Source organism: Caballeronia sp. LP006 (genome assembly GCF_031450995.1).
Taxonomy (GTDB): Bacteria; Pseudomonadota; Gammaproteobacteria; order Burkholderiales; family Burkholderiaceae; genus Caballeronia.
This window is the reverse complement of record NZ_JARTVW010000004.1, coordinates 188,416-210,668: the sequence shown is the minus strand read 5'-3', so window position 1 is coordinate 210,668 and position 22,253 is coordinate 188,416. Positions and strand designations below refer to the sequence as shown.

Genomic DNA, 22,253 nt, shown 5'->3' with positions numbered 1-22,253 from the left:
TCGCGTGCTTCGGCTCACGCAACCGCGCTCAAACGGCCTGCCGTGCCGCCGCTCGCGGCATCGGCTGCCGTTTCCGCACACCAGAACCGCGCCGCCACCGGCCACCAGCGCCGCCGAGGATAGGTCGTCCTCGCAAGCAGCCACAAGGAGCATCAAACACATGACCGACATGAATCCGTCCTTCTTCGGCAGGATAGGCATTGCCTTCGGAGCGTTCTTCGGCGTGCTCGGCAACGGCGCGTTCGCCGGCCGCGTGCAGCGCCTGCGCGAAGCCCCGCATGCGCCGGAAGCGCCCGTGCCCGCCGCCGCGCCGGTAGCAACCGCGCCGGTCGCGCCCAAGCCCGCGCCGTCGCCGCTGAAGGAATCGAGCCCCGTCGCCGCCTTGCAATTGCTCGGCCTTTTGCAGCGCGACGCCCGCTTCATCGATTTCGTCGAGGAAGACATCGCCAACTACAGCGACGCCGATATCGGCGCGGCCGCGCGTCTCGTGCACGACGGCTGCCGCTCGGTGCTGCGCGAACATTTCACGATCCAGCCTGTGCGCAACGAAGCCGAAGGCAGCCGCATCACGCTGCCCGAAGGTTTCGACGCCAGCGCCGTGCGGGTGACCGGCAACGTCGTCGGCAAGCCGCCGTTCTCGGGCAATCTCAGCCATCGCGGCTGGAAGGTCGCTGAAACACGTCTGCCGAAGCTCGCGGACCAACACGACGCGAGCATCGTCGCACCGGCCGAGGTGGAGCTATGAGCGATCATCACGAAGAGAACGCGCCGCGCTATTCCATCGGCGTCGATCTCGGCACCACGCACTGCGCGCTGTCCTACGTCGACTTGTCCGCAAGCGACGGCGAGAAGACCGCGCAAGGCGTGCTGTCCATCGCGCAATTGACGGCGCCTGGCGCGGCCGAGGAGCGCGAGTTGCTGCCTTCGTTTCTGTATCTGCCGCATCCGAGCGAACTCGCGCCCGGCGATCTGACCTTGCCGTGGACGCAGGAGCGGCCGTTCATCGTCGGTGAGCTGGCGCGCAGCCGGGGCGCTGGCACGCCCATTCGCCTCGTCTCCAGCGCGAAAAGCTGGCTCTGCCATCCGGGCGTGGATCGTCGCGCGGCCATCCTTCCCGCCGATGCTCCCGAGGAAGTCGAACGCGTCTCGCCGCTCGAAAGCTCGGTGCGCTATCTCACGCACTTGCGCGAGGCATGGAATCACGCGCATCCGGACGCGCCTTTCGATCAGCAGGACGTCACCGTGACGATTCCCGCCTCCTTCGACCCCGCCGCCCGCGAACTCACCGCCGAAGCTGCGGCGGCGGCCGGCTATGCGCGCATGACGCTGCTCGAAGAACCGCAAGCCGCGCTCTACAGCTGGATTCAGAAGTCGACGGGCGGCTGGCGCAAGCAAGTGAAAGTGGGCGATGTGATTCTCGTCGTCGATGTCGGCGGCGGCACCACCGATCTCTCGCTGATCGCCGTGGTGGAGCGTGAAGGCAATCTCGAACTGCATCGCGTCGCGGTCGGCGAACACATCCTGCTGGGCGGCGACAACATGGACCTGGCGCTCGCGCATATCGTCGCGCGCAAGCTCGCGGCCGCCGGCACGCAACCCGATCCGTGGCAACTGCGCGCGCTCACTTATGCGTGCCGTTCGGCCAAGGAAACGCTGCTCACCCATCCGGACACGGAAACCGTGCCGCTCGTCGTGCCGAGCCGTGGCTCGAAGCTGATCGGCGGCTCGCTGCGCACCGAGCTCACGCGCGCCGAACTCACGCAGATCTTGCTCGAAGGCTTCTTCCCGCAAGTCGATGGCAGCGCGCGCCCGGTCAGCCGCGCACGCGCCGGTCTCACGCAACTCGGTCTGCCCTATGCGCAGGATGCCGCCGTGACGCGTCACCTCGCCGCGTTCCTTGGCCGTCAGGTGAACGCGCTCGCGGAAATCGAAGGCTTGCAGCACGAAGCCCCGCAAGGCGCGACGCTGCTGCATCCGACCGCGGTGCTCTTCAACGGCGGCGTGTTCAAGTCGCCGCTCCTGGTCGAGCGCGTCATGTCCACGCTCAATTCATGGCTCGCCGCCGAGAACGCGCCCGCCGCGCGTCTGCTCGAAGGCGCGGACCTCGATCTGGCGGTGGCGCGCGGCGCGGCCTATTACGGCTATGTTCGGCGCGGCAAGGGCGTGCGCATTCGTGGCGGCACGGCACGCGCATACTACGTCGCGGTCGAGTCGGCAATGCCTGCCGTGCCCGGACTCGAACCGCCCGTGCAGGCACTGTGCGTGGCGCCTTTCGGCATGGAGGAAGGCACGGAGGCCGCGCTGCCCGCGCAGGAGTTCGGGCTCGTGGTCGGAGAGCCGGTGCATTTCCGCTTCTTCGGCTCGTCGGTGCGCCGTCAGGACGAGGTGGGCACGCTGCTCGAATACTGGCAGCCGGACGAACTGCAGGAACTCGAGGAGATCGAGGCATCGCTGCCATCGGAAGGGCGCACGCCCGGCGAAGTCGTGCCGGTCAAGCTGCACGCGCGCATCACCGAGGCCGGCACGCTCGAACTCGAAGCCGTGCCGCGCGGATCGTCCGAGCGCTGGAAGGTCGAGTTCGACATGCGCGGCGGCGTGAGCGCCGACTCGGGCATGGGCCTGTAAGTGCCGGCGCGTAAGAAGGCGGCGGGCGCGCGCTATCGCGTCGGTATCGATCTGGGCACGAGCAATACCGTCGTCGCCTATGCCGAAGCGGGCTCGGACGAGATTCGCGTCTTCGAGATGGAACAGCTCGTGAGTCCGGGCGAAGTGGCGGCGCGCCCGCTCCTGCCGTCTTTGCGGTATCACGCGGCAGCGGGAGAACTGAACGCGAACGACTTGCAGTTGCCGTGGCCCCGTGACGCAAACGCCGCGGCACTGCCCGAAGTGGTCGGCCAGCTCGCGCGCGTGCTGGGCGCGCAGGTTCCGGGGCGGCTCGTTTCGAGCGCGAAAAGCTGGCTCTCGCATGCTTCGGTGGATCGTGTCGCGCCAATTCTGCCGTGGGGCGCGGGCGACGACATCGAAAAGATCTCGCCCGTCGCCGCGAGCGCGAGTTATCTCGCGCATGTGCGCGCGGCGTGGAACCATCGCTTTCCGGGCTCGCCGCTCGAAGCGCAGGACCTCGTGCTCACCGTGCCCGCATCGTTCGATGAAGGCGCGCGCGCCCTCACGCTCGAAGCGGCGCGCATGGCCGGGCTTACGGCGCTGCGCCTGCTGGAAGAACCGCAGGCGGCGTTCTACGACTGGCTGTTTCACCATCGCGAAAAGCTCGCCGATGAACTCGCGGCCACGCGGCTCGTGCTCATCTGCGATGTCGGCGGCGGCACGACCGACCTCACACTGATCCAGGTCGAGATGGACGGCCCGGAGCCGCGCCTGACGCGCATCGGCGTGGGCAACCACCTGATGCTCGGCGGCGACAACATGGACCTGGCGCTTGCGCATCTGGTGGAGCGGCGCCTTGCCGGCAACGATCAGGAGCGCCTCTCCGCCGCGCGTCTTTCGCAACTCGTCGAACGTTGCCGCGCGGCCAAGGAGCAATTGCTCGGCGCCAACGCGCCGGACAAGGCCACGATCACGCTGCTCGGCGCGGGCTCGAAGCTGATCGGCGGCGCGCGTTCCACGGAAGTGACGCGCGAGGAGATCGCGCGGATCATCGTCGATGGCTTCTTTCCGATGGTCGCGCCCGACGAGCGTCCGCGTCGCGCGCGCGGGGGTATCGTCGAATTCGGGCTGCCTTATGCAAGCGATGCCGGCGTCACGCGGCACGTCGCGGCGTTTCTCGCGCAACATGCCACGCAGGCGCGCGAGGCGTTGGGCGAAGCGGCATCTGACCAAGCCAGCTTGCCCGTTCCCGACACGCTGCTCCTGAACGGCGGCGTGTTTCGCGCCGAACCGCTTGCGAGCCGTATCGCCGAGGCGCTCGGTTCATGGCGCGGCGCGCCGGTCCACGTGCTCGCCAATCACGATCCGGACGTTGCCGTGGCGCGCGGCGCGGTCGCCTATGCGCTCGCGCGCGCGGGCCGCGCACCGAAGATCGGCGGCGGCTCTGCACGCAGCTATTTCCTGCTGCTCGACGAAGACAAGAGCGACGCTGGCGAGCGCGGCGTCTGCGTGCTGCCGCGCGGCACCGAGGAAGGTCAGGCCATCCATCTGGCGGACCGCACCTTCGCGTTGCGGCTCGGCGCGCCGGTGCGCTTTCACCTGGTGTCTTCGGTGGCGGATGCGACGTTCAAAGCAGGCGAGATCGCCGATGTCAGCGCCTCGGCCGGCGACTTCGTGCGCTTGCCGCCCATCGCCACGGTCGTCGATCCGCGCGGCCAGGAGGCGAATCACGCGCACAAGCCCAACGAGACGCCCGTGCAATTGACGACTTCGCTCACTGAAGTCGGCACGCTGGAGATGCACTGCATCGCCACCGACGATCCCGCCAAACGCTGGCTGCTCGAATTTCAATTGCGCCGGGAGAATGCGTCGAACGACGCGGCGGCAAGCGAAACGCATCCTGCGTTGCCAAAAGCCATCGATCTGATCGACCGCACTTTCGGCGCGCGTTCACAGGACGTCGGCCCGAAGGAGATCAAGCGCCTGCGCGCGCTGCTCGAACAGGCGCTCGGCCCGCGCGATAGCTGGGATCTCGCGCTCTTGCGCGAGCTTTACGGCGCGCTGTGGGACCGCGCGAAACGCCGCCGCCGTTCCGCCGATCACGAACGGCTGTGGCTCAACCTGACGGGCTATTGCTTGCGGCCGGGCTTCGGTCATCCGCTGGATGGCTGGCGCGTCGAGCAATTGTGGACGCTCTTCGACCAGGGCATCCAGTACGGCAACGAAAGCCAGATCTGGTCCGAATGGTGGACGCTATGGCGGCGCGCGGCAGGCGGTCTGCCCGAAGCCGCGCAACTGCGCCTGCTCGACGACATGGCCTTCGTGCTTCAGCCGCCCGGCACGAGCCGCTATCGGCGCGCGGCGGGCGCTGCGCGCGCGGGCTATGAAGACATGGTGCGGCTCGCGGCATCGCTCGAACGCGTGCCGGTCGCGCGCAAGATCGAAACCGGCGAATGGCTGCTCACGCGGCTGAAGAAGCCTTCGGAGAACGTGCAGAGCTGGTGGGCGGTCGGGCGGATCGGCGCGCGGCAGCCGTTCTACGGCAGCGCGCATGGCGTCGTGCCGCCCGAGACGGCGACCGCCTGGCTCGGCGCGATCCTCGCGCTCGACTGGAAGAAGGTCGATCCGGCGGCGTTCGCGGCCGTGCAGATCGCGCGCATGACGGGCGACCGTTCGCGCGACCTTCCCGACGACATCCGCGCCGCCGTCGTGCAGCGCCTGGAGATGATGGGCGCGGCGGAAGCGTGGATCGCCATGGTCCGCGAAGTCGTCACGCTCGATCGCGCCGACGAAGGCCGCGTGTTCGGCGAGGCGTTGCCGGCAGGGCTCAAGCTCATCGGCTGAACTGGCGTCGATGCGGCGCGTCGAGACCGCGAATTGCTTCGCTCTCAGAAGCTTTTTGCGAAAGACGGCGCGAAAGCCTTGCGCCGTCTTGATTCCCGGCTATGCGCGTCCTATGGTTATCAGTGTGTTCGTCCTGGACACACACTGAAGGAGGTCATCATGCCATCCCCACGCAAGGCTCAAGCGAGCAATCCCGCCGAAACCGAAATGTCGAGCCGCAAGAAAACGGCCGGTCCCAAGGCATCGCCGCCCAAGGCAGCGGGCGCCAAGGAAACGCAGGTCGCCAAACGCAGCACCAAGGCCAAACCGAAATCGTGAATGCGCGAGGCGCGGTATCGCGCACTCTCGCGCGGTACGCGCGGTATCGCGCACTCTCGCGCGGTACGCGCGGTATCGCGCACTCTCGCGCGGTACGGTTAGCCCTCGTCATCGCGCGGGGGGCATCGGTCGTGGCTGTCCTTCGATACGGCGAGCAGGCATGCCCGGCTCGCCGTTCGACTGATCCGGTTCGAGATGCACCGGTTGCTTTGCGCGTCGACTCTCTTCTCCTTCCCTGCCGCTGCCGTCCAAAGCCATCTTTTTTCAGCGTCCGCCCGCCAAAAGCTCGCATAAATTTCCGTTTTTAACGGTTGATGCCTAAAAAAAGGCGTATTGGTAAGACCAAGTTGGCCTACAGTAGATATCCCCGAAACCGCGACTCGAACAAGCGATGGCCGTCCCTCAACGCGCCGAACGTGTGCGCACTCCCGAGATTTTCTCCGCCGCGCGAGAAGCGGGGCTCAGTCTCGTTCGCAATCTTTCCATTCCGGCCGCTTTCGCCGACCGCGCGCTGGAAGCGCAATTCCTCGAAGATCACGCGCAGCGATTCTGCGCGTTCAGGCGCGCATCCGCGCTGCTCGCGCTCGTCATCTGGACCTGCTTCCTCTGGTGGGACTTCAGTTTCTCGCAAGGCAACAGCGCGCTGAACGGGCGCCTGTCCGACATTCTGGCAATCCGCTTTGCGGGCATCGTGTTGCTGATTCTCGAATGCTGTCTCGTCCTGCGGCCCTCGTTCCGCTCGCACGCGATGTCCGAGAAGGTCATCCTCACGGGCATCTACGGGCTCTTGTGTCTGATCCTCGCGCTCTTCGCGATCACGCCCTCGCCCTATAACTACACGCAGCATTTCACGGGGCTGTGCCTCGCGCTCTTCGTGCAGTTCAGCTTCTTCTATCTGCGCTCGCGGGTCGTGCTGACGGCGGGCATCGTCACCATGGCGTCGATCGTGGTGCTGCAGCTCACCGCGCATCTGCTCAATCCGGAGAATTTCTTTGCCGGACTGTTCTATATGTTCAACGTGATCGTGGTCGGCCACGGCGTCTGCGTGCACGCCGAACGCGTCTCGCGCGAACGCTTTTCCGCCGAACGCGCGCTTGCCTCGCTCAACGACGAACTGCGCGCCGCGAACGGCTCGCTCGCGCGCAAGAACGACGAGTTGGAGATCTCCAGGAAGGACCAGGAGAACAAGACCACGGCATTGCTCGCGTTGCGCGAACAGCAGATGATCGCCGCGCAAACCGCGAGCCGCGAGAAGTCCAATTTCCTCGCCGCCGCGACCCACGATCTGCGCCAGCCAATGCACGCGCTCAACCTGTTCCTTCAAGCCGCCGCCGAGGCCATCCGCAACGGCGAGTTCGAGCAGGCGGAACGGCTCATCGACGAATGCGGGCGCTCGTCGATCATTCTGGCGCGGCTCTTGAATGCCGTGCTCGATCTCTCGCGGCTCGAATCGGGCCGCGTGGTGCCGCGATATCACGTGTTCGACGTGCGGCGAACCATCGAGGAAGCCGTCGAACAATTGCGTCCGTTCGCCATGAGCCGTGGCGTCGACTTGCGGCTGCGGCTGCCGAAGTCGGAAGTCGTCTGCGTGCGAAGCGACGCGCACTGGCTCGGACGCGCCATCGCCAATCTGATCTCGAACGGCATCAAGTACGCCGATCAAAGCAAGAGCGCCAGCAAGACCGCCAAGCCCACCGTGATCGTCGGCGTGGTGCGCTCGCCGACGCGGGCGCGCATCGACGTGCTGGATAACGGCATCGGCATTCCGGCCGATTATTTCGACGCCATCTTCCAGCCCTTCTTCCAGGTCGACAACCCCGAGCAAGATCGCGACAAGGGGCTGGGACTCGGCCTGTCTATCGTCAATGCGGTCATTTCGATGCTGGACGAACACCGCATCGAGCTCAAGTCCACCGAAGGGCGCGGTTCGCGTTTCTCGCTGGAAATGCCGCAGTGCGGACCGACGCTCGACAAGCCGTCCACGCGCGCGCCTGCATTGTCCGAGGCGAACGAAGCGGCGGCGCTGAGCGGGCGCTACGTGCTGCTCGTGGAAGACGACGGCCTCGTGCGCGCATCCACCGAGGCGCTGCTTTCGCAATGGGGCGTGCTTTACGACTCCGCCGCGACCTTCGACGAGTTCGAAACCATTCTCGCGGACATCGAGCGCTTCCCGGATCTCATCATCACCGACTACCGCCTGCGCGACTCCAAGACCGCGCGCGAAGTAGCCATGCTGGGCACCGCAAGGCTCGGCCGTCCGTGTCCGTGTCTGGTCGTGACGGGCGAACCGTCGGCCACCATCGTGCCGCTCGCGTGCGAGCAGGACGTGCTGAGCAAGCCCGTGAGCCCGGCGGAATTGCGCCGCGGCATGGTCGCGTTGATGCCGAACGCAGCCGCCGGCCAGAGCGCTTGCGAGGCAGCCATCGCATGAGTGTGCACAAGGTCATCTACGACACCGACCCCGGTATCGACGACGCTATCGCGCTCGTGTTTCAGACGTTGCATCCGCGGATCGAACTCGTCGGCATCACGAGCGTGTTCGGCAATGCGGATATCCATACGACGACCGCCAACGCGCTCTATCTTGCATCGCGTTTCGCGCCGAACGTGCCGGTCGTGCGCGGCGCGGCAGCGCCTTTGCAACGCGCCGCGCCCGAACCTATTCCGCAAATCCACGGCGACGATGCGCTCGGCAACGTCGAGCGCACGGAAGCCGTCACGGTGAAGGAGGACGGGCGCGCGGCACATCGGTTCATCATCGAGAAGGTGCGCGCGGAGCCGGGCGAAATCACGCTGCTCGCGGTCGGGCCGCTCACGAATCTCGCGCTCGCGTTGCGAGACGATCCGGAGATTGCATCGCTCGTGCGCGAGGTCGTCGTCATGGGCGGCGCGTTCGGTTACAACGGTGCGCTCGGCAACGTGACGCCCGCCGCCGAGGCGAACATCCATGGCGACCCGGAAGCCGCCGATATCGTCTTCGGCGCGCCGTGGAAGGTGTCGATCGTCGGGCTCGATGTAACGCATGAAACCGTGATGACGAACGCGTTTCTCGCCGATGTGCGGGACAGCGCAGGCAATGCCGGCCGGTTCGTATGGAACGTCTCGCGCTTTTACGAGCGCTTTCACGCGAACGACGGCGAGACGCGCGGCATCTACGCGCACGATTATTCGGCGGCCGCTTTCGTCGTCGCGCGCGAACTATTCACGACGAGAAGCGGGCCGGTGCGCGTGCTGACCGAAGGTATCGCGGCGGGTTTGACTGTGCAAAAGCCCACGTCGATGCGTGCCAGCGCGCCGGATTGGGACACGCGGCCATCGTGCGACGCGTGTATCGGCGTCAATGCGGACGCGGTGCTCGAACTCTTTGCTCGAACATTGCGCGGCTGACGTGCTCGTCTAGTGCGCCGCTTCTTTCATGCAACCGGCGCGCGCCGCGGCAATGCCGACACGCTGCGGCTTCCACCTTGCCGAAGCGGATCGGCGGGCATACCAACGCGGCGCTTCAACCCTCGCGCAAGCGCGCACCCAGCCACTCGCGCAGTGCTTCCACTTCCTCCATGCAGACCGAATGCGGCATCGGATACGTATTCCATTCCACCGTGCAGCCCTGCTCGCGCGCGAAGTCCACGGCTTCCTCGCCTAGCCGCACGTTGAGTACGTCGTCGAAGCTGCCGTGCGCGGCGAAGATCGGCGTGTCGCGGTTCGCCTCGCTGAACGAGGCATCGATCAAGCCTTTCGACGGGATATAACCCGACAGCACGATCAGCCCCGCGAGCTTTTCCGGATGCGTGAGCCCCGCCTGATAGGTCATTGCGCCGCCCTGCGAAAAGCCGGCAAGAAAGATGCGCTCGGAGGCGATGCCGCGCGCGTTCTGCTGCGCAACGAGTTCGCGCACGAAGGCCACAGACGTCTCGATGCCCGCCTCGTCCACGCGCCGGTTGATACCTTCGAACGACAGGATGTCGTACCACGCGCGCATCACGTAGCCGTTGTTCGCGGTTACGGGAATCTCCGGCGCGTTCGGAAACACGAAGCGCATGGCGGGGGCATCGGCCAGACGCAGTTCGGGCACGAGCGGCACGAAGTCGTTGGCATCCGCGCCGAGTCCGTGCATGAGGATCACCGCGAACTCGGGGTCCGGCGCGGTTTCGACTTCCACTACCGATGGATCGTACGGTTGTGCGGACATGCAATCACTCCCTTGAGGTCGATCACGTTCAATCACGCGTCAGATGATGGGCACGAGCAATAACACGATACCCACGATGGAAATGAGCCACACCAGCGAGCGCACGAACGGCACACCGCCCGCATAAAGCGGCACGTAGCACAGGCGCGCGACGAAATACATGAGCGCGCCATAGTGCGTAAGCGCATTTTCGCGCCCGGCGACATGCACGATCAGCACCGCGACAGCGAAGACCGGCAAGGTCTCGAAAAGGTTCGATTGCGCTCGCATCAGACGCCCGGTGAGCTTGCGCGGCGGCGGCGCCGGGCCGTCGCGCGGACCGGCGTTGTATCTGAGGCCCGTCTCCTTGTTGCGCAAGAACGCGGGCAGCAGCACTTGCACGAGAGCGAGGATGAGCGTCCAGGCCAGCATCGTCAGTTCGAAACTCATGGCGTCTCCAATCGGTTTGTTGGCGATGCAAGCGACGGTCCATCATGCCATCGGGCCGTGCGAACGTGTACGCTTGGCATTCCTTCGACTTACGCTCATTCCCATGCTTACGCTCGCGGCGAATCTTCCATGCACACGCTTACCCTGCGTCTTTCTCCCGGCGATGACCTGCGCCTCGCGCTCGATCTCGCAGTTCGCTCGCAAAAAAGCGCGCAAGAAGCGGGCGCGGCGTTCGTCCTGCAAGGCATTGGCAGCCTGAGCGTGGCTGCCTTGCGCTATGCCGGGCGCGACGAGGCAACCGTTCTGCGCGGCGACCTCGAAATCTTGACGCTGGCGGGATCGCTATCGGCGGATGGGCCGCATCTGCACATGAGCATCTCCGATGCCGATGGCCGCGTCTTCGGCGGCCACGTCACGGCGGGATGCATCGTGCGCACGACGGCGGAAGTGCTGATTGCAAAGTTGCCGGACGAACGCTACACGCGTGAGCACGATCCCGCGACAGGTTTCGCGGAACTCGTCATCCGGCGTACATAGCTTCCTGAGTTGCAGCAGCACGAAGCGCTCCAAGAGCGTCGATCAGGCGGATGCGACTGTTGCCGGTTCGGCGGCGGCGCTATCCAGCGCGAGATCGTGACGCGCGATCAGCTCGAAGCGCTCGCTCGTTTCCACATAGTCCCAGCGCTCGACGGTCGTGCTGCGCGTACCCGAAGACCCGTCGTAGCGAATCACGTTCACCGAATTGTCGATGGTCCCGCGCGTGCGCCGGGACAGCGCCGTGCCCGCCTGCACCGCCCACAGCTTGCGCGGCAGGCCGGCGAAGGTATCGTGCAGCGGCAACACGTAGGGCAGATGAATGTGCCCGCCAAGAATGAGATCGGCGCCCGCGCGCGCCCAGCGCTGCACGGCGCGCTCGTGTCCATGCAGAAGGTTGGCCTCGTCTTTCGCGCGCGTGACCGCGACCGGCTGATGCGTGACCACCACGCGCAATTGCTTCGCGCTTGCCGCTTCGAGCCGCGCGGAAACGCGTTTGACCTGTTGCATCGAAATTTCGCCGTCCTTGTGACGGAACGGACGCGTGGTGTTCACGCCGAGCACGAGCAGCGTGTCCGATTCGAACGACGGCTCGAGCTCCGCGCCGAACACGCGCTGATGATTCGCATACGGACGAAAAAGCCGCGCGAGCGGATTGAAGAGCGGAATGTCGTGATTGCCGGGAATGACGAGCCGGGGCCGCGTGCCGAGGGCATCGAAGAACGCGCCCGCCAGCGCGAACTGATACCGCCGCGCGCGCTGCGTGATGTCGCCCGAGACGACGACTAGATCGGGCGAGATGGCATCGGAAAGCCGCAAGAGCGCCGCCACCACCGTCGGGCGTTCGGTGCCGAAATGCGGATCGGATATTTGCAGCAAAACGTTCATGAGCGATTGGCTTCGGCCACGGCCGGCTCGGGTTTGAGCAGCAGCAATGGCTTGTCGGAAACGCGGAATTCCAGCGGCATCTGCAGCCACGCCACTTCGCCATCGGTTGCGATCTTCACGCGACGGCGTCGTCCGGACGGATGCGTCACCGTAATGCGCTCGAATGTGAAACTTGTCACGTGATCGGAGTCGGCTAGCCGCCCTGCCGCGCCGCGCAAGGACAGGAGCAGATGCGCGAGCCGCCCGACCGGGCGCGGCGCAATGGCCACGAGCAAGCCATGTTCCAGTGCGCCGGCTTCGGCCATGCCGATCTGTTCGAGTTGCAGCCGGTTGTTGCCGACGAAGAGCGTCGATGAACGGATGTCGCGCACTTGCCCTTCATGCTCGATATGCAGCCGCAAATGCCGATGCCGCCGCAATAGCGTGTTGAGCGCGGACCACAGCGCGACCAAACGGCTGCGGCCAAATTGCTGCTTGTAGGTTTCGCGATCTTCCAGCAGCTTGGGATAAAGCCCGAGACTCGCATTGACGATGAACATCTGGCCGTTCACGTAGCCCACCTGCGCGGGAAATACGCGCGCTTCGAGCAACAGGCGGGTGGAAAGCTCGAGATCGGCGGGAATACCGTGATCGCGACTGAAGTAATTGAACGTGCCGCGCGGCAGCACCGCGAATGGCACGCCGCGCGTAAGCGCCGCTTCGGCCACGGCGCATAGCGTGCCGTCGCCACCGGCACCGACCAGCACGCCGCCCTGATCGAGCGCCAGTTGTGCCGCCTCGCGCGCGGCGGCGGGCAGACGGCCGGGGTCATCGACGACGCACATTTCGAAGCGCCGGCCCGCCGCGCCAAGTTCGCGGTCCAGCACGGCGCGAGTTTCATCGGCCTGCTTGCGGCCCGATCCCGCGTTCATCACGATAAAAAACGGCGCGTGCGGCGCAAGTGTCTGCCCTTGTTCCGCGCCTCGAGCAGGTTCGGCGGGTATGACGGGTGTGGCGGTCGGGGTCATCGGCAGCGCTCCTGGCATCGTGCGATTCGTCCCGCCTGGCCGCCGACGTGCCGTGGAAGCGCGCTTAAGACGCCACGTCCCGCCGACACGCACGCAACGAAGCCCGGCGAGTATCTGCCGAATCATAACAAAATGCTTACAGCTGCATGACGAGACGCACGCGCAAGCGTGCGCCATCGCTCAAGGCAGATCAGGTATGTTCGCCGCCGCGAATGTAGTACTCGAGCTGCTGAATGGTGAACTGCTGCTCGGAGATGATGTTCTTCACCAAGTCCCCGATGGAAATCATGCCGGTCAGCTTGCCGTCTTCGATCACCGGCAAATGGCGCATGCGCTTTTCCGTCATGAGCGCCATGCAGTCGTCCGTGGTCTGGTCGGGGCGGACGTAACGCACGTGCGAGGTCATGATGTCGCGCACCGGCGTCTGCTTGGACGAACGGTCCATCAGCACTACCTTGCGCGCATAGTCGCGCTCGGTCACGATCCCGACGATCTCCTCGTTCTCCGTGACGATCACCGCGCCAATATGGCGGTCGGCCATCAATCTGATTGCATCGTAGACCGATGCAGTTGCCGCGATCGTGATGACCGTCTGATCGGGTTTGGAACTGAGTACCTGTGCGACTGTTGCCATCGAGCGCCTCCGTCTGGCTTCGCGCGGCTCACCGGCCGATGAACACGCGCTTTTGTTGTGCGGAACCGATGTTGCGCGTAACGGGCGAGGCAGTTCGTCGTGCGACATGTAGCGCGGGCTTAAAAGTGACCGGCTGCATCGGCGAAAGTCCGACCGTGGAAAAAGTATAGATCAACCCCGGCTCGCGGATATGCGCCCGTCCGCTCGCATGTTTTTGCAAGCCCGCTGGACTTGCGTTTGCGCGCGCATGGCGCGTCGCCTTCAGTTTTGTCGATTCGTGCCGCTAATCAGACACGCGCGCCGCGATGCGCGCATCAAGCGGCGCAATGAGGCGCCGCTCATGGAGATGACAAAGGTGAGCAGTTCACAACAGGATATCGAGCAGCGCGTGCGGCTCGCGGGCAGCAACATGTTCGAGCTGCTTCTGTTCAGGCTCGGCGAGGCGCCGGGTTCGGAACAGCGCGAGCTCTACGGCATCAACGTGTTCAAGGTGCGCGAGATTCTCGCGATGCCGACGATCACCGCCGTCGCGGGATCGAGCGCGGAAATTCTCGGCGTCGCCGACATTCGCGGGCAGATCATTCCCGTGATCGATCTGGCGCGCATCACCGGATGCCGGCCGAAAAACGGTCCGAAGATCCTGCTCGTCACCGAGTTCGCGCGTACCACGCAGGGCTTCGCGGTCGAGGAAGTCGATGACATCGTGCGGCTGGAGTGGAATCAGGTGCTGTCGGCGGAATCGCATTCGGGCGGCAGCACGGTAACGAGCTTCGCCCGGCTGGACGGCAACGTCGACGGATCGCGTCTTGCGCAAGTGCTGGATGTCGAGCGCATCGTGCGGGAAGTGCTGCCGGGGCAGGAATCGGATATCACCGAGGAAAGCACGGGCCGCCTGCGGCTCAAGCCCGGCGCGCGCGTGCTCGCCGCGGACGACTCGGGCGTGGCGCGCTCGCTCATCGGACAGAGCCTCACCGCGATGGGCGTGCCCTTCGTCATGACCAAGACCGGTCAGGAAGCGTGGGACGTGCTGGAATCGGCGCTCAGAAAGGCGCAGAAGGACGGCACGGAAGTGTCGGATCAGATCGCGCTCGTGCTGACGGACCTGGAAATGCCGGAAATGGACGGCTTCACGCTCACGCGGCGGATCAAGGCGGAATCCGGTTTGCAGCATATTCCGGTGGTGATCCACTCGTCGCTTTCGGGTTCCGCGAACGAGCAGCACGTTCGCAAAGTCGGAGCGAATGCGTATGTGTCGAAGTTCGAGGCTTCCGAACTCGCAACCGTCATGCGCGGCGCATTGGCCAACGCGGCCTGAAAACCGAGCGATCAAACAAAATCGGCGCCCGAGAAAACAGACCTTGTGAGTCTGTTTCTCCGGGCGCCGTTTTCTTTGCTTATTGCGTACTGGTCAGTCCGTTCAGCCGAACGATAATCCGGCCGGACTGCTTCGATCAGTGACCGAAGAAAACCGAGTTTGCGTTGTTATCGCCGTTGGCTTGCGCACGGTTGCCCGATTGAGCCAGCGAGTCACGCGAACCGCCGAAAGCGCGATTATCGCCATGAGCCGCTTCTTCAGCAGCAATGGTTTGTGCGCTCGGGCCTTGTTGCGAGCTCGGCGCGCCGACTGCCGGACGGTAAAACGGAGCCGGGCCGTAGCCGCTTGCAAATGCGGGTGCTGCGAGCGTGGCGGAAGCGGCGATCAAAAGAGTAGCGATAAGATTGCGTTTCATGGTGAGCTCCAAAGACGGTTGACGTTCAATCAGAAAGCGCCGCAGCGGTCTTGCGAGAAACTGTCTGCTACGTCGATGAAATGCAGTGTATACCCCTACTATCGTTTTTTTATCTCGATATCTTTCAATACACTTTTCACGCTGAACCAACAATCGCTGGCAGCACGATTGTGCTTAAGTTCTGAGTAGCCTTTTCGGATAAGGGTTTGCGGACGATGCAGTCCAGCAGCGGCGCGAGCTTTGTTTAGCGGGGGCAAAACGATTATTTATCGCACGAGCGTGCAATAGACGGGTAACTCGGGCTGATTTCCGGCGTTATCTCTCAATGCACCTGCACGAGCTTTTCGATGAGCCGCACGAGCGCGGCCGGCGAACTGCCCTTCTGGCAATAACCGTCGAAACCGGCGTGAAGCCCTTGCGTCCTGACGAGTTCTTCACCGAGCGCGGTAAACGCAATGATCCCGGCGTCGCGCGTCTGAGCCACGCGGCGCAAGACACGGGCGGTGGCGAAACCGTCGTGCTCGGGCATGGTGATATCGAGAATGACGATGTGCGGGATCCAACGATCCACCGCGTGCAGCGCCTCCAGGCCGCCGAGCGCGACGCGCGTCTCGAAGCCATCGGCGAGAAAGGCGGCGGAGAGTGCCTCGGCGCTCGTGGCGTTGTCATCCACGATAAGAATGCGCCATTGCTTACGGTCGACGTCGACGCTGCGGTTGGTCCACAGCGAACACGGTTGAGAAGACGAGGTCAGCGAAGTCAGCGAAGTCAGAGGCATGGCAATCCGGCAAATTCATTTTGCCGAACAGCCAGCAGGTTTCGGACCAGAGACGCGCGCCGCCGCTTCTCGGCGTGCGCGGTCAGTCTTTTTTGCTTTTGCGACGCTTGCCCGCGACCACTTCTTCGCGGTCACGCAGGCGCGCGTTTGCTTCCACGAGCGACGCGGCGTCGTGCTGACGCAAGGCCAGATCGAGTTCGCCGAGCGCCGCGAAAACCGCGTCCCGCTCCGCTTCTTCGTTTTCCGCCACGCGCCGGGCTTCCTTGTCGATCCGCTTGAAAAGCTTGCCGCCAAAGCGCGTATCCACCGCGCCTTCGCGCACGAGAACAGCGATCACCGAAGCCAGCCGGACCACGCCTGCTGCCGTGGTTTGCGTATCGCCATCCAGTTCATCACGGTCGTCCACTCTTGCCTCTCCCCGGTTTGGGCAAATGATTCGCGTCGATATCGTCCGATGCGAGGGCGCGCCGCGCCCTTCTTGCGTTGCGCCATGATACGCCCGCTTTGTGACAGCCATATTTGCACGGGTATGAAGAACCTGGCTCGCGCGCCCCAATCGACAGACGCGCGAGCAATGGCACACTAACGCCTGCCGCCCTGTCACGCCAGTCGATATCGATGACGCCGTTTAGCCACTGCCACCGACCGCCCGCATGAATCCCGCTACCCTGCATAGACCGTCCTACGGCTCCGACTTCTCCGGCCTCGTCTGCGGCTTCCGGTTTCATCTCGACCAGCCGGGCGTTGCCATCGACGCCGACACCGCGAGCGCCTGGCTCGCCCGCGACTATACGTCGAAGGAATTCATCTGGCTGCACTTCGATCTCGCCAATAGCGCGTGCGAACGCTGGATGCGCACGCGGCTCGGCCTTCCCGACGCGTTCTTCGAGACGCTCAGCGAAGGCTCGCACTCGACGCGCATCGAGCATAAGGAAGGCGCGTTGTTCGCCGTCATCAACGATGTGATCTTCAACTTCGAACTGACGCCGTCCGAGATCGCCACCTTGTGGGCGTACACGCATCACAAGATTCTCGTCACCGCGCGCATGAAGCCGCTGCGTTCCGTGGACTCCCTGCGCGAATCGGTGCGACGTGGCGAGCTGTTTCGTTCGCCCGCGGAATTACTCGCGCATCTGCTGCGCGATCAGGCGGAATTGCTCGTGCAGATCGTGCGGCGCACGAGCGTGGAAGTGGACGGCATAGAAGACCGCTTTCTGTCGCTGCATTCGCCCACGAGCCGTTCGGATCTCGGCGCGTTGCGACGCGTGCTCGTCAGGCTGCAACGCCTGCTCGCGCCGGAACCGGGCTCGGTATTCCGGCTGCTTGCGCGTCCGCCGCGCTGGCTGCACGCGCAGGACATTCAGGAATTGCGCGACGCCACCGAGGAATTTTCGCTCGTGCTCAACGATCTCGCGGGACTCGTCGAGCGCATCAAGCTCTTGCAGGAAGAGATCGCGACGCGCATGGACGAGCAGAGCAATCGCACGCTGTTCACGCTGACGCTCGTGACCGTGCTCGCGTTGCCGATCAATATCGTCGCGGGTTTCTTCGGCATGAACGTGGGCGGCATTCCGCTCGCGGAAAATCATCACGGCTTCTGGCTGCTCGTGTTGATCGTCGCGAGCTTTACCGTGCTCGCGGGATGGTGGGCGTTTCGCCGCCGTCGCAACATGTGAGCGTACGCGCGTGTTAAAAGCCGAGATCGCTCAGGCCGGGATGGTCGTCCGGCCGACGTCCGAGCAGCCAATGATATTTGCGATCCGCTTCCCGAATCGGCAAGTCGTTGATCGACGCGTGGCGGTGCGTCATGAGACCCGCCTCGTTGAATTCCCAGTTCTCGTTGCCATAACTGCGATGCCAGTGGCCCGAATCGTCGTGCCATTCATAAGCGAAACGCACGGCAATGCGATTCCCCGTAAACGCCCACAGTTCCTTGATGAGTCGATAGTCCAGTTCGCGATCCCACTTGCGCTGCAGGAACGCTTCCACGGCAGCGCGCCCGTCGACGAATTCCGCGCGATTGCGCCAGCGGGTGTCCTGGCTATAAGCCAGTGCGACTTTCTTCGGGTCGCGCGTGTTCCAGCCATCTTCGGCGGCACGGACTTTCTGCACGGCGGTTTCGGCGGTGAACGGCGGGAACGGCGGTTTGCTTTCCATGGCGAACTCTCCTTTGCGCTCTGACATGTAGTCGATATAGGGAGACAGGTCTGTCTACCTGCGGCCTACTCTAGCGCAGGTAGACGAACCTGTCTACAATCGATTGCATGAATACGCATACCGAAGTCACGGAACTCACGCCCGACGCGCGAATCCTGCAAACGGCTCACGATCTCTTCTATCGCGACGGCATTCGCGCGACCGGCATCGACCGGGTGATTGCGGAATCGGGCGTCGCGAAGAAAACGTTCTACCGTTATTTTCCGAGCAAGGACGATCTGATCGTCGCGTTCCTGGCGTTCCGTCACGAGAACTGGATGACGTGGTTTCGCGACGCGCTCGCGCGTCACGGCGGCTCGCTCTCAGCGCTCGTGCCCGCGCTTGCCGAGTGGTTCGGCGGCGACACGTATCGCGGCTGCGCGTTCATCAATTCGGTGGTGGAAGTGGGCGGCACGTTGCCGCCGGCCGTGGATATCGCGCGGCGGCACAAGCGGGATATGACCGCGGCAATTCGCGCACTCATGCCTGCATCGCGCACAGCCAAGGCCGATGCACAAGCGCTGGCGCTCGCCGTGGATGGCGCCATAGTCGCCGCGCAATTCGCCGACTCCCCCGCCGATGCATTGAAGGCGCTCGCACGCGTGGTGCGAGCGGTGAAACGCGGAGCGAGCGCGGACTAGAACGACCCGCCGCTCGCTTTCGCCGATGCCGTGAGCGCCGTCTGCGCGCTGCAACACAACTTCGCGTTCATGGCCTCGATATCGTTCGTGCTCAAGGTCGCGACATCGGCCTTCAGTTTCAGGAACGCGACGATGGCATCGTAGCGAGAGCGCAGCAGATCGCGGCGCGCGGTGTAAAGCGCGTCGATGGATCGAAGCACATCCGTGCCCGAACGGCTGCCGACCTTGTAGCCGATCTGCGTGGCATCCAGCGTGTCTCGCGAGGATTGCACGAGATGCGTGAGCGAATCCACCCGAATCCGTTGACGCGAATAGCGAGCAAAGTTGTCGCGCGCGGACGCTTCTGCTTGCCTGGATGCCAGCAGATACGCCTGCTCCTCCTTGTCCGCGAGCGCGAGCGTCTGCTTCACGCGCGCCTGAACCTCGCCGCCCGAGAACAGCGGTATCTGCACCTGAAACATGGCCGTGGTGGTAGTCGTAGGCCGTGAGTAGCCGGATGCAGCGCCCGCAGGCTGATATGTGCCCGTAATGCTTGCGACGGGATAATGCGCGGCGCGCGCCTTCGCGGTATCGAACTTCGCGATCTCCCAGCCGAGTTGCTTCGACTGTACCGAATAGTTGGACGCCTTCGCCTGCTCGGTCCACGACTCTTCGCCGTCGGAAAGGGCGGGCAAGGTCATGCTTGGGGGCAACGCAAGCAACACCGAGAACGGCTGGCCGGTGACTTGCTCGACCACGCGACGTTTCGTCGATACATCTTCCTGCGCATCCGCCTGCTGCAATTGGGCTTGTTCGCGCGCGGTGTCGGCTTCTCGCTGGTCGATGAGCGTGGCCTCACCCGCCGCGCGCTTGCGACGCACCTGATCGAGCTGCAAGTCGATGGCCGCGAGATAGTCCGCCGTGCGCTTCTGCTCGTCTTCCGCGGCGAGTTCATCGAAATAAGCCTGCACCGCGCGAAGGATCGACGCCTGTTGCGCCCCCGCGAAGTCCACCGCGCCTTGCGCCACCGTGAAATCCGCCTGACGATACGCGGTCCACTTGCTCCAGTCGAAGAGCGGTTGCGAGACGGTCACCATCCAGCCGTTCTGCCAATAGTCCTGACGCGGAAAGCCGTCCATGACGATGCGGTTATACGCGCGTCCCCAGCCGCCTCCGACTTGCGGCAGCAATGCGGCGCGCGCGATCGGCACCGCTTGCTTCGCGGCCTCGAAGCTTGCGCGCGCCTGCGCGAATTCGGCGTCGTGACCGAGCGTTTGTTGAACGACCGCCATGAGATCGTCGGCATGGGCGAACGACGTGTGTATCAACATACCGAGCAGCAAGCTGCGCTTCAACGATTTATGCATGAGCTTCTTCTTCCGGCGTCGCAACCACAGGCGCTTGGCCTTCGCGCACGAGTCCACCATCCTCGAAGCGATAGCGCGTATCGAAAGCCGAAGCCAGCGACATATCGTGCGTAATCACGACGACGGTGCGATCGAGATTGCGCAACAACCCGGCGATATGCTTCACCGATGCAGGATCGAGATTCGAGGTCGGTTCGTCGAGCAGCAATAGCTCGCGATTTTGATAGAGCGCGCGCGCCAGCAACAGACGCTGCCGCTGCCCCGCTGAAATATTCGCGATGGTGTCGCTGATGACAGTGCGCGTTCGCATTGGCAAACGCATGATGTCGGGTAACAAGCCGACGTCGTCGAGCAGCTTGTGGATGCGCTCCTCGTCCGCCTGGCCCGTGAAGAGCGTGATGTTGTCCGCGATCGATCCGTGCAGGATGATATCGCCCTGACGCATATGCGCCTGATGCCGGCGGATTTCATCGACGGCGAGATTCGGCCAGGCGATGTCGTTGAGCGCGATATGCCCTTCCTGCAACGGCTCGGCCGCCGACAGTAACTTGAAGAGCGTGGACTTGCCGCTACCCGACGGCCCCGTGATGACGATCTTGTCACCCTTGCGCACTTCGAAGCTCGCGTTCTTCAGAACCGGTTGGTCCGAAATGCCATAGCTGAACGTCACATCGCGCACGTCGATACGCTCGAAATGACGCACTTCGGTGGCACGCTGCGCATCCGCGAGCTGCGTATAGCGTTCGTTCTCGTTCTCGGCGATATCGTCCACGCGCGCGGTCGGCACGCTCAGCATGAAGTACTGGAACATCGCGTTGATGGCGCTCGCAAAGCGCTCCGACATCAGCGACTTGTAGATCAGAAACGAATAAAACACGCCGACCGACACCTTGCCGCCCAGCATGAGACGCGCCGCCAGATACGTGATGATGATGGTATCGGCATAATTGACGAGCTTGAGCATGCCGTCGCGCGTGCAGGTCAGCCGGCTGCTCTTGAGAAGCGCCGCTGCATAAGCCTTGTAGACGGTCATATAGATGGCCGTGCGGCGGGTCTCGCCTTGCGCGAGCTTGAGCAGCGAAGCCGCGCGGATGGTCTCGATCAGCGAGTCGTCGCAACGAGCCGAGGTTTCGAGCACGAGCGCGTGATTGTCGCGCATGGCCGCGAACATGCTGAGCGCAACCGCCACATACACGGCGAAAACGACGAGCGCGACCACGGCAAGCTGGCGGCTCTGAATGAACATGAGCACGAGCGCGAGTGCGCCGACTGCCAGGTCGATATGCAAGGAAATGGCGGAGCGCGTCGCGAACACGCTGATCTCGTCCTGCGCCTTCACGCGCGCGAAGACGTCGCCGACGTGACGCTTCTCGAACCATGACATGGGATTGCGCAGCAAATGGCCGATCAGCCCCTCGGTCATGTTGATCTGCGTGACGTTGTAGAGCAATTCGGTCAGATACTTCTGCACGAATTCGCTCAGCGCGCCAAGCACGAAGATGCTTGCGAACGTCATGATCAGCACGTTCAGCAAGTTGCGATTGTCCGCGGCGACCACGTAGTCGAGCACCAGATTGCCGAAGTACGGCGCGGCGAGAATGGCGAACTGACTGCCGAGCGCGACGAACAGCACCTTGGCGATGAGCGCCGTGAGGTCCGGATTCAGTGCGCGCACGCGCTTCAACGCTGCGGGCACGCGCGATTTCGCGCGGATGCGCGGCATTTGCGGCGTAGGCGCGAACTCCAGCAGAAAGCCGGAGACGGCGGAGCGGAACGTGTCCATCGAGATACGCCGGCGGCCGCTTGCCGGATCGAGCACGCGCACGTAGCCGTGACTCGCCTTTTCGAACACCACGAAGTGCGAGCCGCCGAAATGCATGAGCGAGCCCCTCTTGACCTGCGAGAGATCGTTGGGATCGAAGCGGTATGCCTGCACCGCAAGGCCGAAATCGGTGGCGACATCGTACAGGTCCATCAAGCTCAGCCCGTTCGCCGAAATGGGCTTGTAGCTCGACAACTCGCGTACTTCGGTCGCCCGGCCGAGATGCGACAGCACCATGGCCAGACACGCATAGCCGCATTCGGCCACTTCATTCTGATAAATAACCCGCACCA

Annotated in this window: 21 protein-coding genes; 10 read left to right on the top strand and 11 right to left on the bottom strand. The window is 64.0% G+C overall.

The window, feature by feature from the left end; all coding sequences use genetic code 11:
* Positions 1-160: 160 nt before the first annotated feature.
* The 6 genes from P9250_RS11100 (at position 161) to P9250_RS11075 (ending at position 9,153) form a co-directional block, all read left to right on the top strand.
* Positions 161-745, top strand: a complete 585-nt coding sequence (locus P9250_RS11100; RefSeq protein ID WP_250466727.1) for a DUF2760 domain-containing protein — start codon at positions 161-163, stop codon at positions 743-745.
* Complete coding sequence (locus tag P9250_RS11095) at positions 742-2,625, top strand: Hsp70 family protein (RefSeq protein ID WP_309960825.1); 1,884 nt, start codon at positions 742-744, stop codon at positions 2,623-2,625. The genes P9250_RS11100 and P9250_RS11095 overlap by 4 nt, the downstream gene beginning before the upstream one ends.
* Positions 2,626-5,448 (top strand): Hsp70 family protein, encoded by a 2,823-nt coding sequence (locus tag P9250_RS11090; protein WP_310393005.1) that lies wholly within the window; start codon positions 2,626-2,628, stop codon positions 5,446-5,448.
* A 159-nt stretch (positions 5,449-5,607) separates the two neighbouring features.
* Positions 5,608-5,766, top strand: a complete 159-nt coding sequence (locus P9250_RS11085) for a hypothetical protein (RefSeq protein WP_244828514.1) — start codon at positions 5,608-5,610, stop codon at positions 5,764-5,766.
* A 391-nt stretch (positions 5,767-6,157) separates the two neighbouring features.
* Positions 6,158-8,197, top strand: a complete 2,040-nt coding sequence (locus P9250_RS11080) for a hybrid sensor histidine kinase/response regulator (RefSeq protein WP_250493237.1) — start codon at positions 6,158-6,160, stop codon at positions 8,195-8,197.
* Positions 8,194-9,153 carry a nucleoside hydrolase gene (locus tag P9250_RS11075; RefSeq protein WP_310393003.1) on the top strand — a complete coding sequence of 320 codons (960 nt, stop codon included), beginning with the start codon at positions 8,194-8,196 and terminating at the stop codon, positions 9,151-9,153. The genes P9250_RS11080 and P9250_RS11075 overlap by 4 nt, the downstream gene beginning before the upstream one ends.
* Positions 9,154-9,268: 115 nt before the next feature.
* Here P9250_RS11075 and P9250_RS11070 read toward each other — a convergent pair whose 3' ends face one another.
* Both P9250_RS11070 and P9250_RS11065 read right to left on the bottom strand, forming a co-directional pair.
* Positions 9,269-9,955 carry an alpha/beta hydrolase gene (locus P9250_RS11070; RefSeq protein WP_250466718.1) on the bottom strand — a complete coding sequence of 229 codons (687 nt, stop codon included), beginning with the start codon at positions 9,953-9,955 and terminating at the stop codon, positions 9,269-9,271.
* 39 nt (positions 9,956-9,994) lie between these two features.
* Positions 9,995-10,384 (bottom strand): MAPEG family protein, encoded by a 390-nt coding sequence (locus P9250_RS11065; protein WP_250526599.1) that lies wholly within the window; start codon positions 10,382-10,384, stop codon positions 9,995-9,997.
* A gap of 129 nt (positions 10,385-10,513) precedes the next feature.
* On the opposite strand from P9250_RS11065, the gene P9250_RS11060 reads away from it, so the two are divergent.
* A complete protein-coding gene (locus P9250_RS11060; RefSeq protein WP_244828521.1) occupies positions 10,514-10,921 on the top strand; it encodes a PPC domain-containing DNA-binding protein in 408 nt (135 codons plus the stop codon).
* Between the two features lie 42 nt (positions 10,922-10,963).
* Here the strand turns inward: P9250_RS11060 and P9250_RS11055 are convergent, their stop codons facing one another.
* The 3 genes from P9250_RS11055 to P9250_RS11045 form a co-directional block, all read right to left on the bottom strand.
* Positions 10,964-11,806, bottom strand: a complete 843-nt coding sequence (locus P9250_RS11055) for a metallophosphoesterase (RefSeq protein WP_250466715.1) — start codon at positions 11,804-11,806, stop codon at positions 10,964-10,966.
* Positions 11,803-12,813 (bottom strand): diacylglycerol kinase family protein, encoded by a 1,011-nt coding sequence (locus tag P9250_RS11050; protein ID WP_309849500.1) that lies wholly within the window; start codon positions 12,811-12,813, stop codon positions 11,803-11,805. Before P9250_RS11050 ends, P9250_RS11055 begins: the two co-directional genes overlap by 4 nt.
* A gap of 190 nt (positions 12,814-13,003) precedes the next feature.
* Entirely contained in the window at positions 13,004-13,447 is a 444-nt protein-coding gene (locus P9250_RS11045; RefSeq protein ID WP_244828530.1) for a CBS domain-containing protein, read from the bottom strand.
* Between the two features lie 355 nt (positions 13,448-13,802).
* Between P9250_RS11045 and P9250_RS11040 the strand changes: the two genes are divergently transcribed.
* Positions 13,803-14,762: a chemotaxis protein gene (locus tag P9250_RS11040; RefSeq protein ID WP_244828531.1), complete on the top strand. Its 960-nt coding sequence runs from the start codon at positions 13,803-13,805 to the stop codon at positions 14,760-14,762.
* Positions 14,763-14,898: 136 nt separating this feature from the next.
* Here the strand turns inward: P9250_RS11040 and P9250_RS11035 are convergent, their stop codons facing one another.
* The 3 genes from P9250_RS11035 to P9250_RS11025 form a co-directional block, all read right to left on the bottom strand.
* A complete protein-coding gene (locus tag P9250_RS11035) occupies positions 14,899-15,177 on the bottom strand; it encodes a hypothetical protein (RefSeq protein ID WP_244828532.1) in 279 nt (92 codons plus the stop codon).
* A gap of 322 nt (positions 15,178-15,499) precedes the next feature.
* Positions 15,500-15,955, bottom strand: coding sequence for a response regulator (locus P9250_RS11030; RefSeq protein ID WP_310392998.1), 456 nt, complete (start codon positions 15,953-15,955; stop codon positions 15,500-15,502).
* An 82-nt stretch (positions 15,956-16,037) separates the two neighbouring features.
* Positions 16,038-16,361, bottom strand: a complete 324-nt coding sequence (locus tag P9250_RS11025) for a hypothetical protein (RefSeq protein ID WP_244828535.1) — start codon at positions 16,359-16,361, stop codon at positions 16,038-16,040.
* 247 nt (positions 16,362-16,608) lie between these two features.
* Between P9250_RS11025 and P9250_RS11020 the strand changes: the two genes are divergently transcribed.
* Complete coding sequence (locus P9250_RS11020; RefSeq protein ID WP_310392996.1) at positions 16,609-17,631, top strand: transporter; 1,023 nt, start codon at positions 16,609-16,611, stop codon at positions 17,629-17,631.
* A gap of 13 nt (positions 17,632-17,644) precedes the next feature.
* Here P9250_RS11020 and P9250_RS11015 read toward each other — a convergent pair whose 3' ends face one another.
* Positions 17,645-18,139, bottom strand: a complete 495-nt coding sequence (locus P9250_RS11015; protein ID WP_310392994.1) for a nuclear transport factor 2 family protein — start codon at positions 18,137-18,139, stop codon at positions 17,645-17,647.
* A gap of 80 nt (positions 18,140-18,219) precedes the next feature.
* Here P9250_RS11015 and P9250_RS11010 point away from each other — a divergent pair, with 80 nt between their 5' ends.
* Positions 18,220-18,792 (top strand): TetR/AcrR family transcriptional regulator, encoded by a 573-nt coding sequence (locus P9250_RS11010; protein ID WP_244828540.1) that lies wholly within the window; start codon positions 18,220-18,222, stop codon positions 18,790-18,792.
* On the opposite strand, the gene P9250_RS11005 is transcribed toward P9250_RS11010, so the two are convergent.
* The gene (locus tag P9250_RS11005) at positions 18,789-20,138 is read right to left on the bottom strand and encodes a TolC family outer membrane protein (RefSeq protein ID WP_310392991.1); all 1,350 of its coding nucleotides are present in this window, start codon (positions 20,136-20,138) and stop codon (positions 18,789-18,791) included. The genes P9250_RS11010 and P9250_RS11005 overlap by 4 nt on opposite strands.
* Positions 20,131-22,251 (bottom strand): ATP-binding cassette domain-containing protein, encoded by a 2,121-nt coding sequence (locus tag P9250_RS11000; protein ID WP_310394127.1) that lies wholly within the window; start codon positions 22,249-22,251, stop codon positions 20,131-20,133. Before P9250_RS11000 ends, P9250_RS11005 begins: the two co-directional genes overlap by 8 nt.
* Positions 22,252-22,253 lie beyond the last annotated feature (2 nt).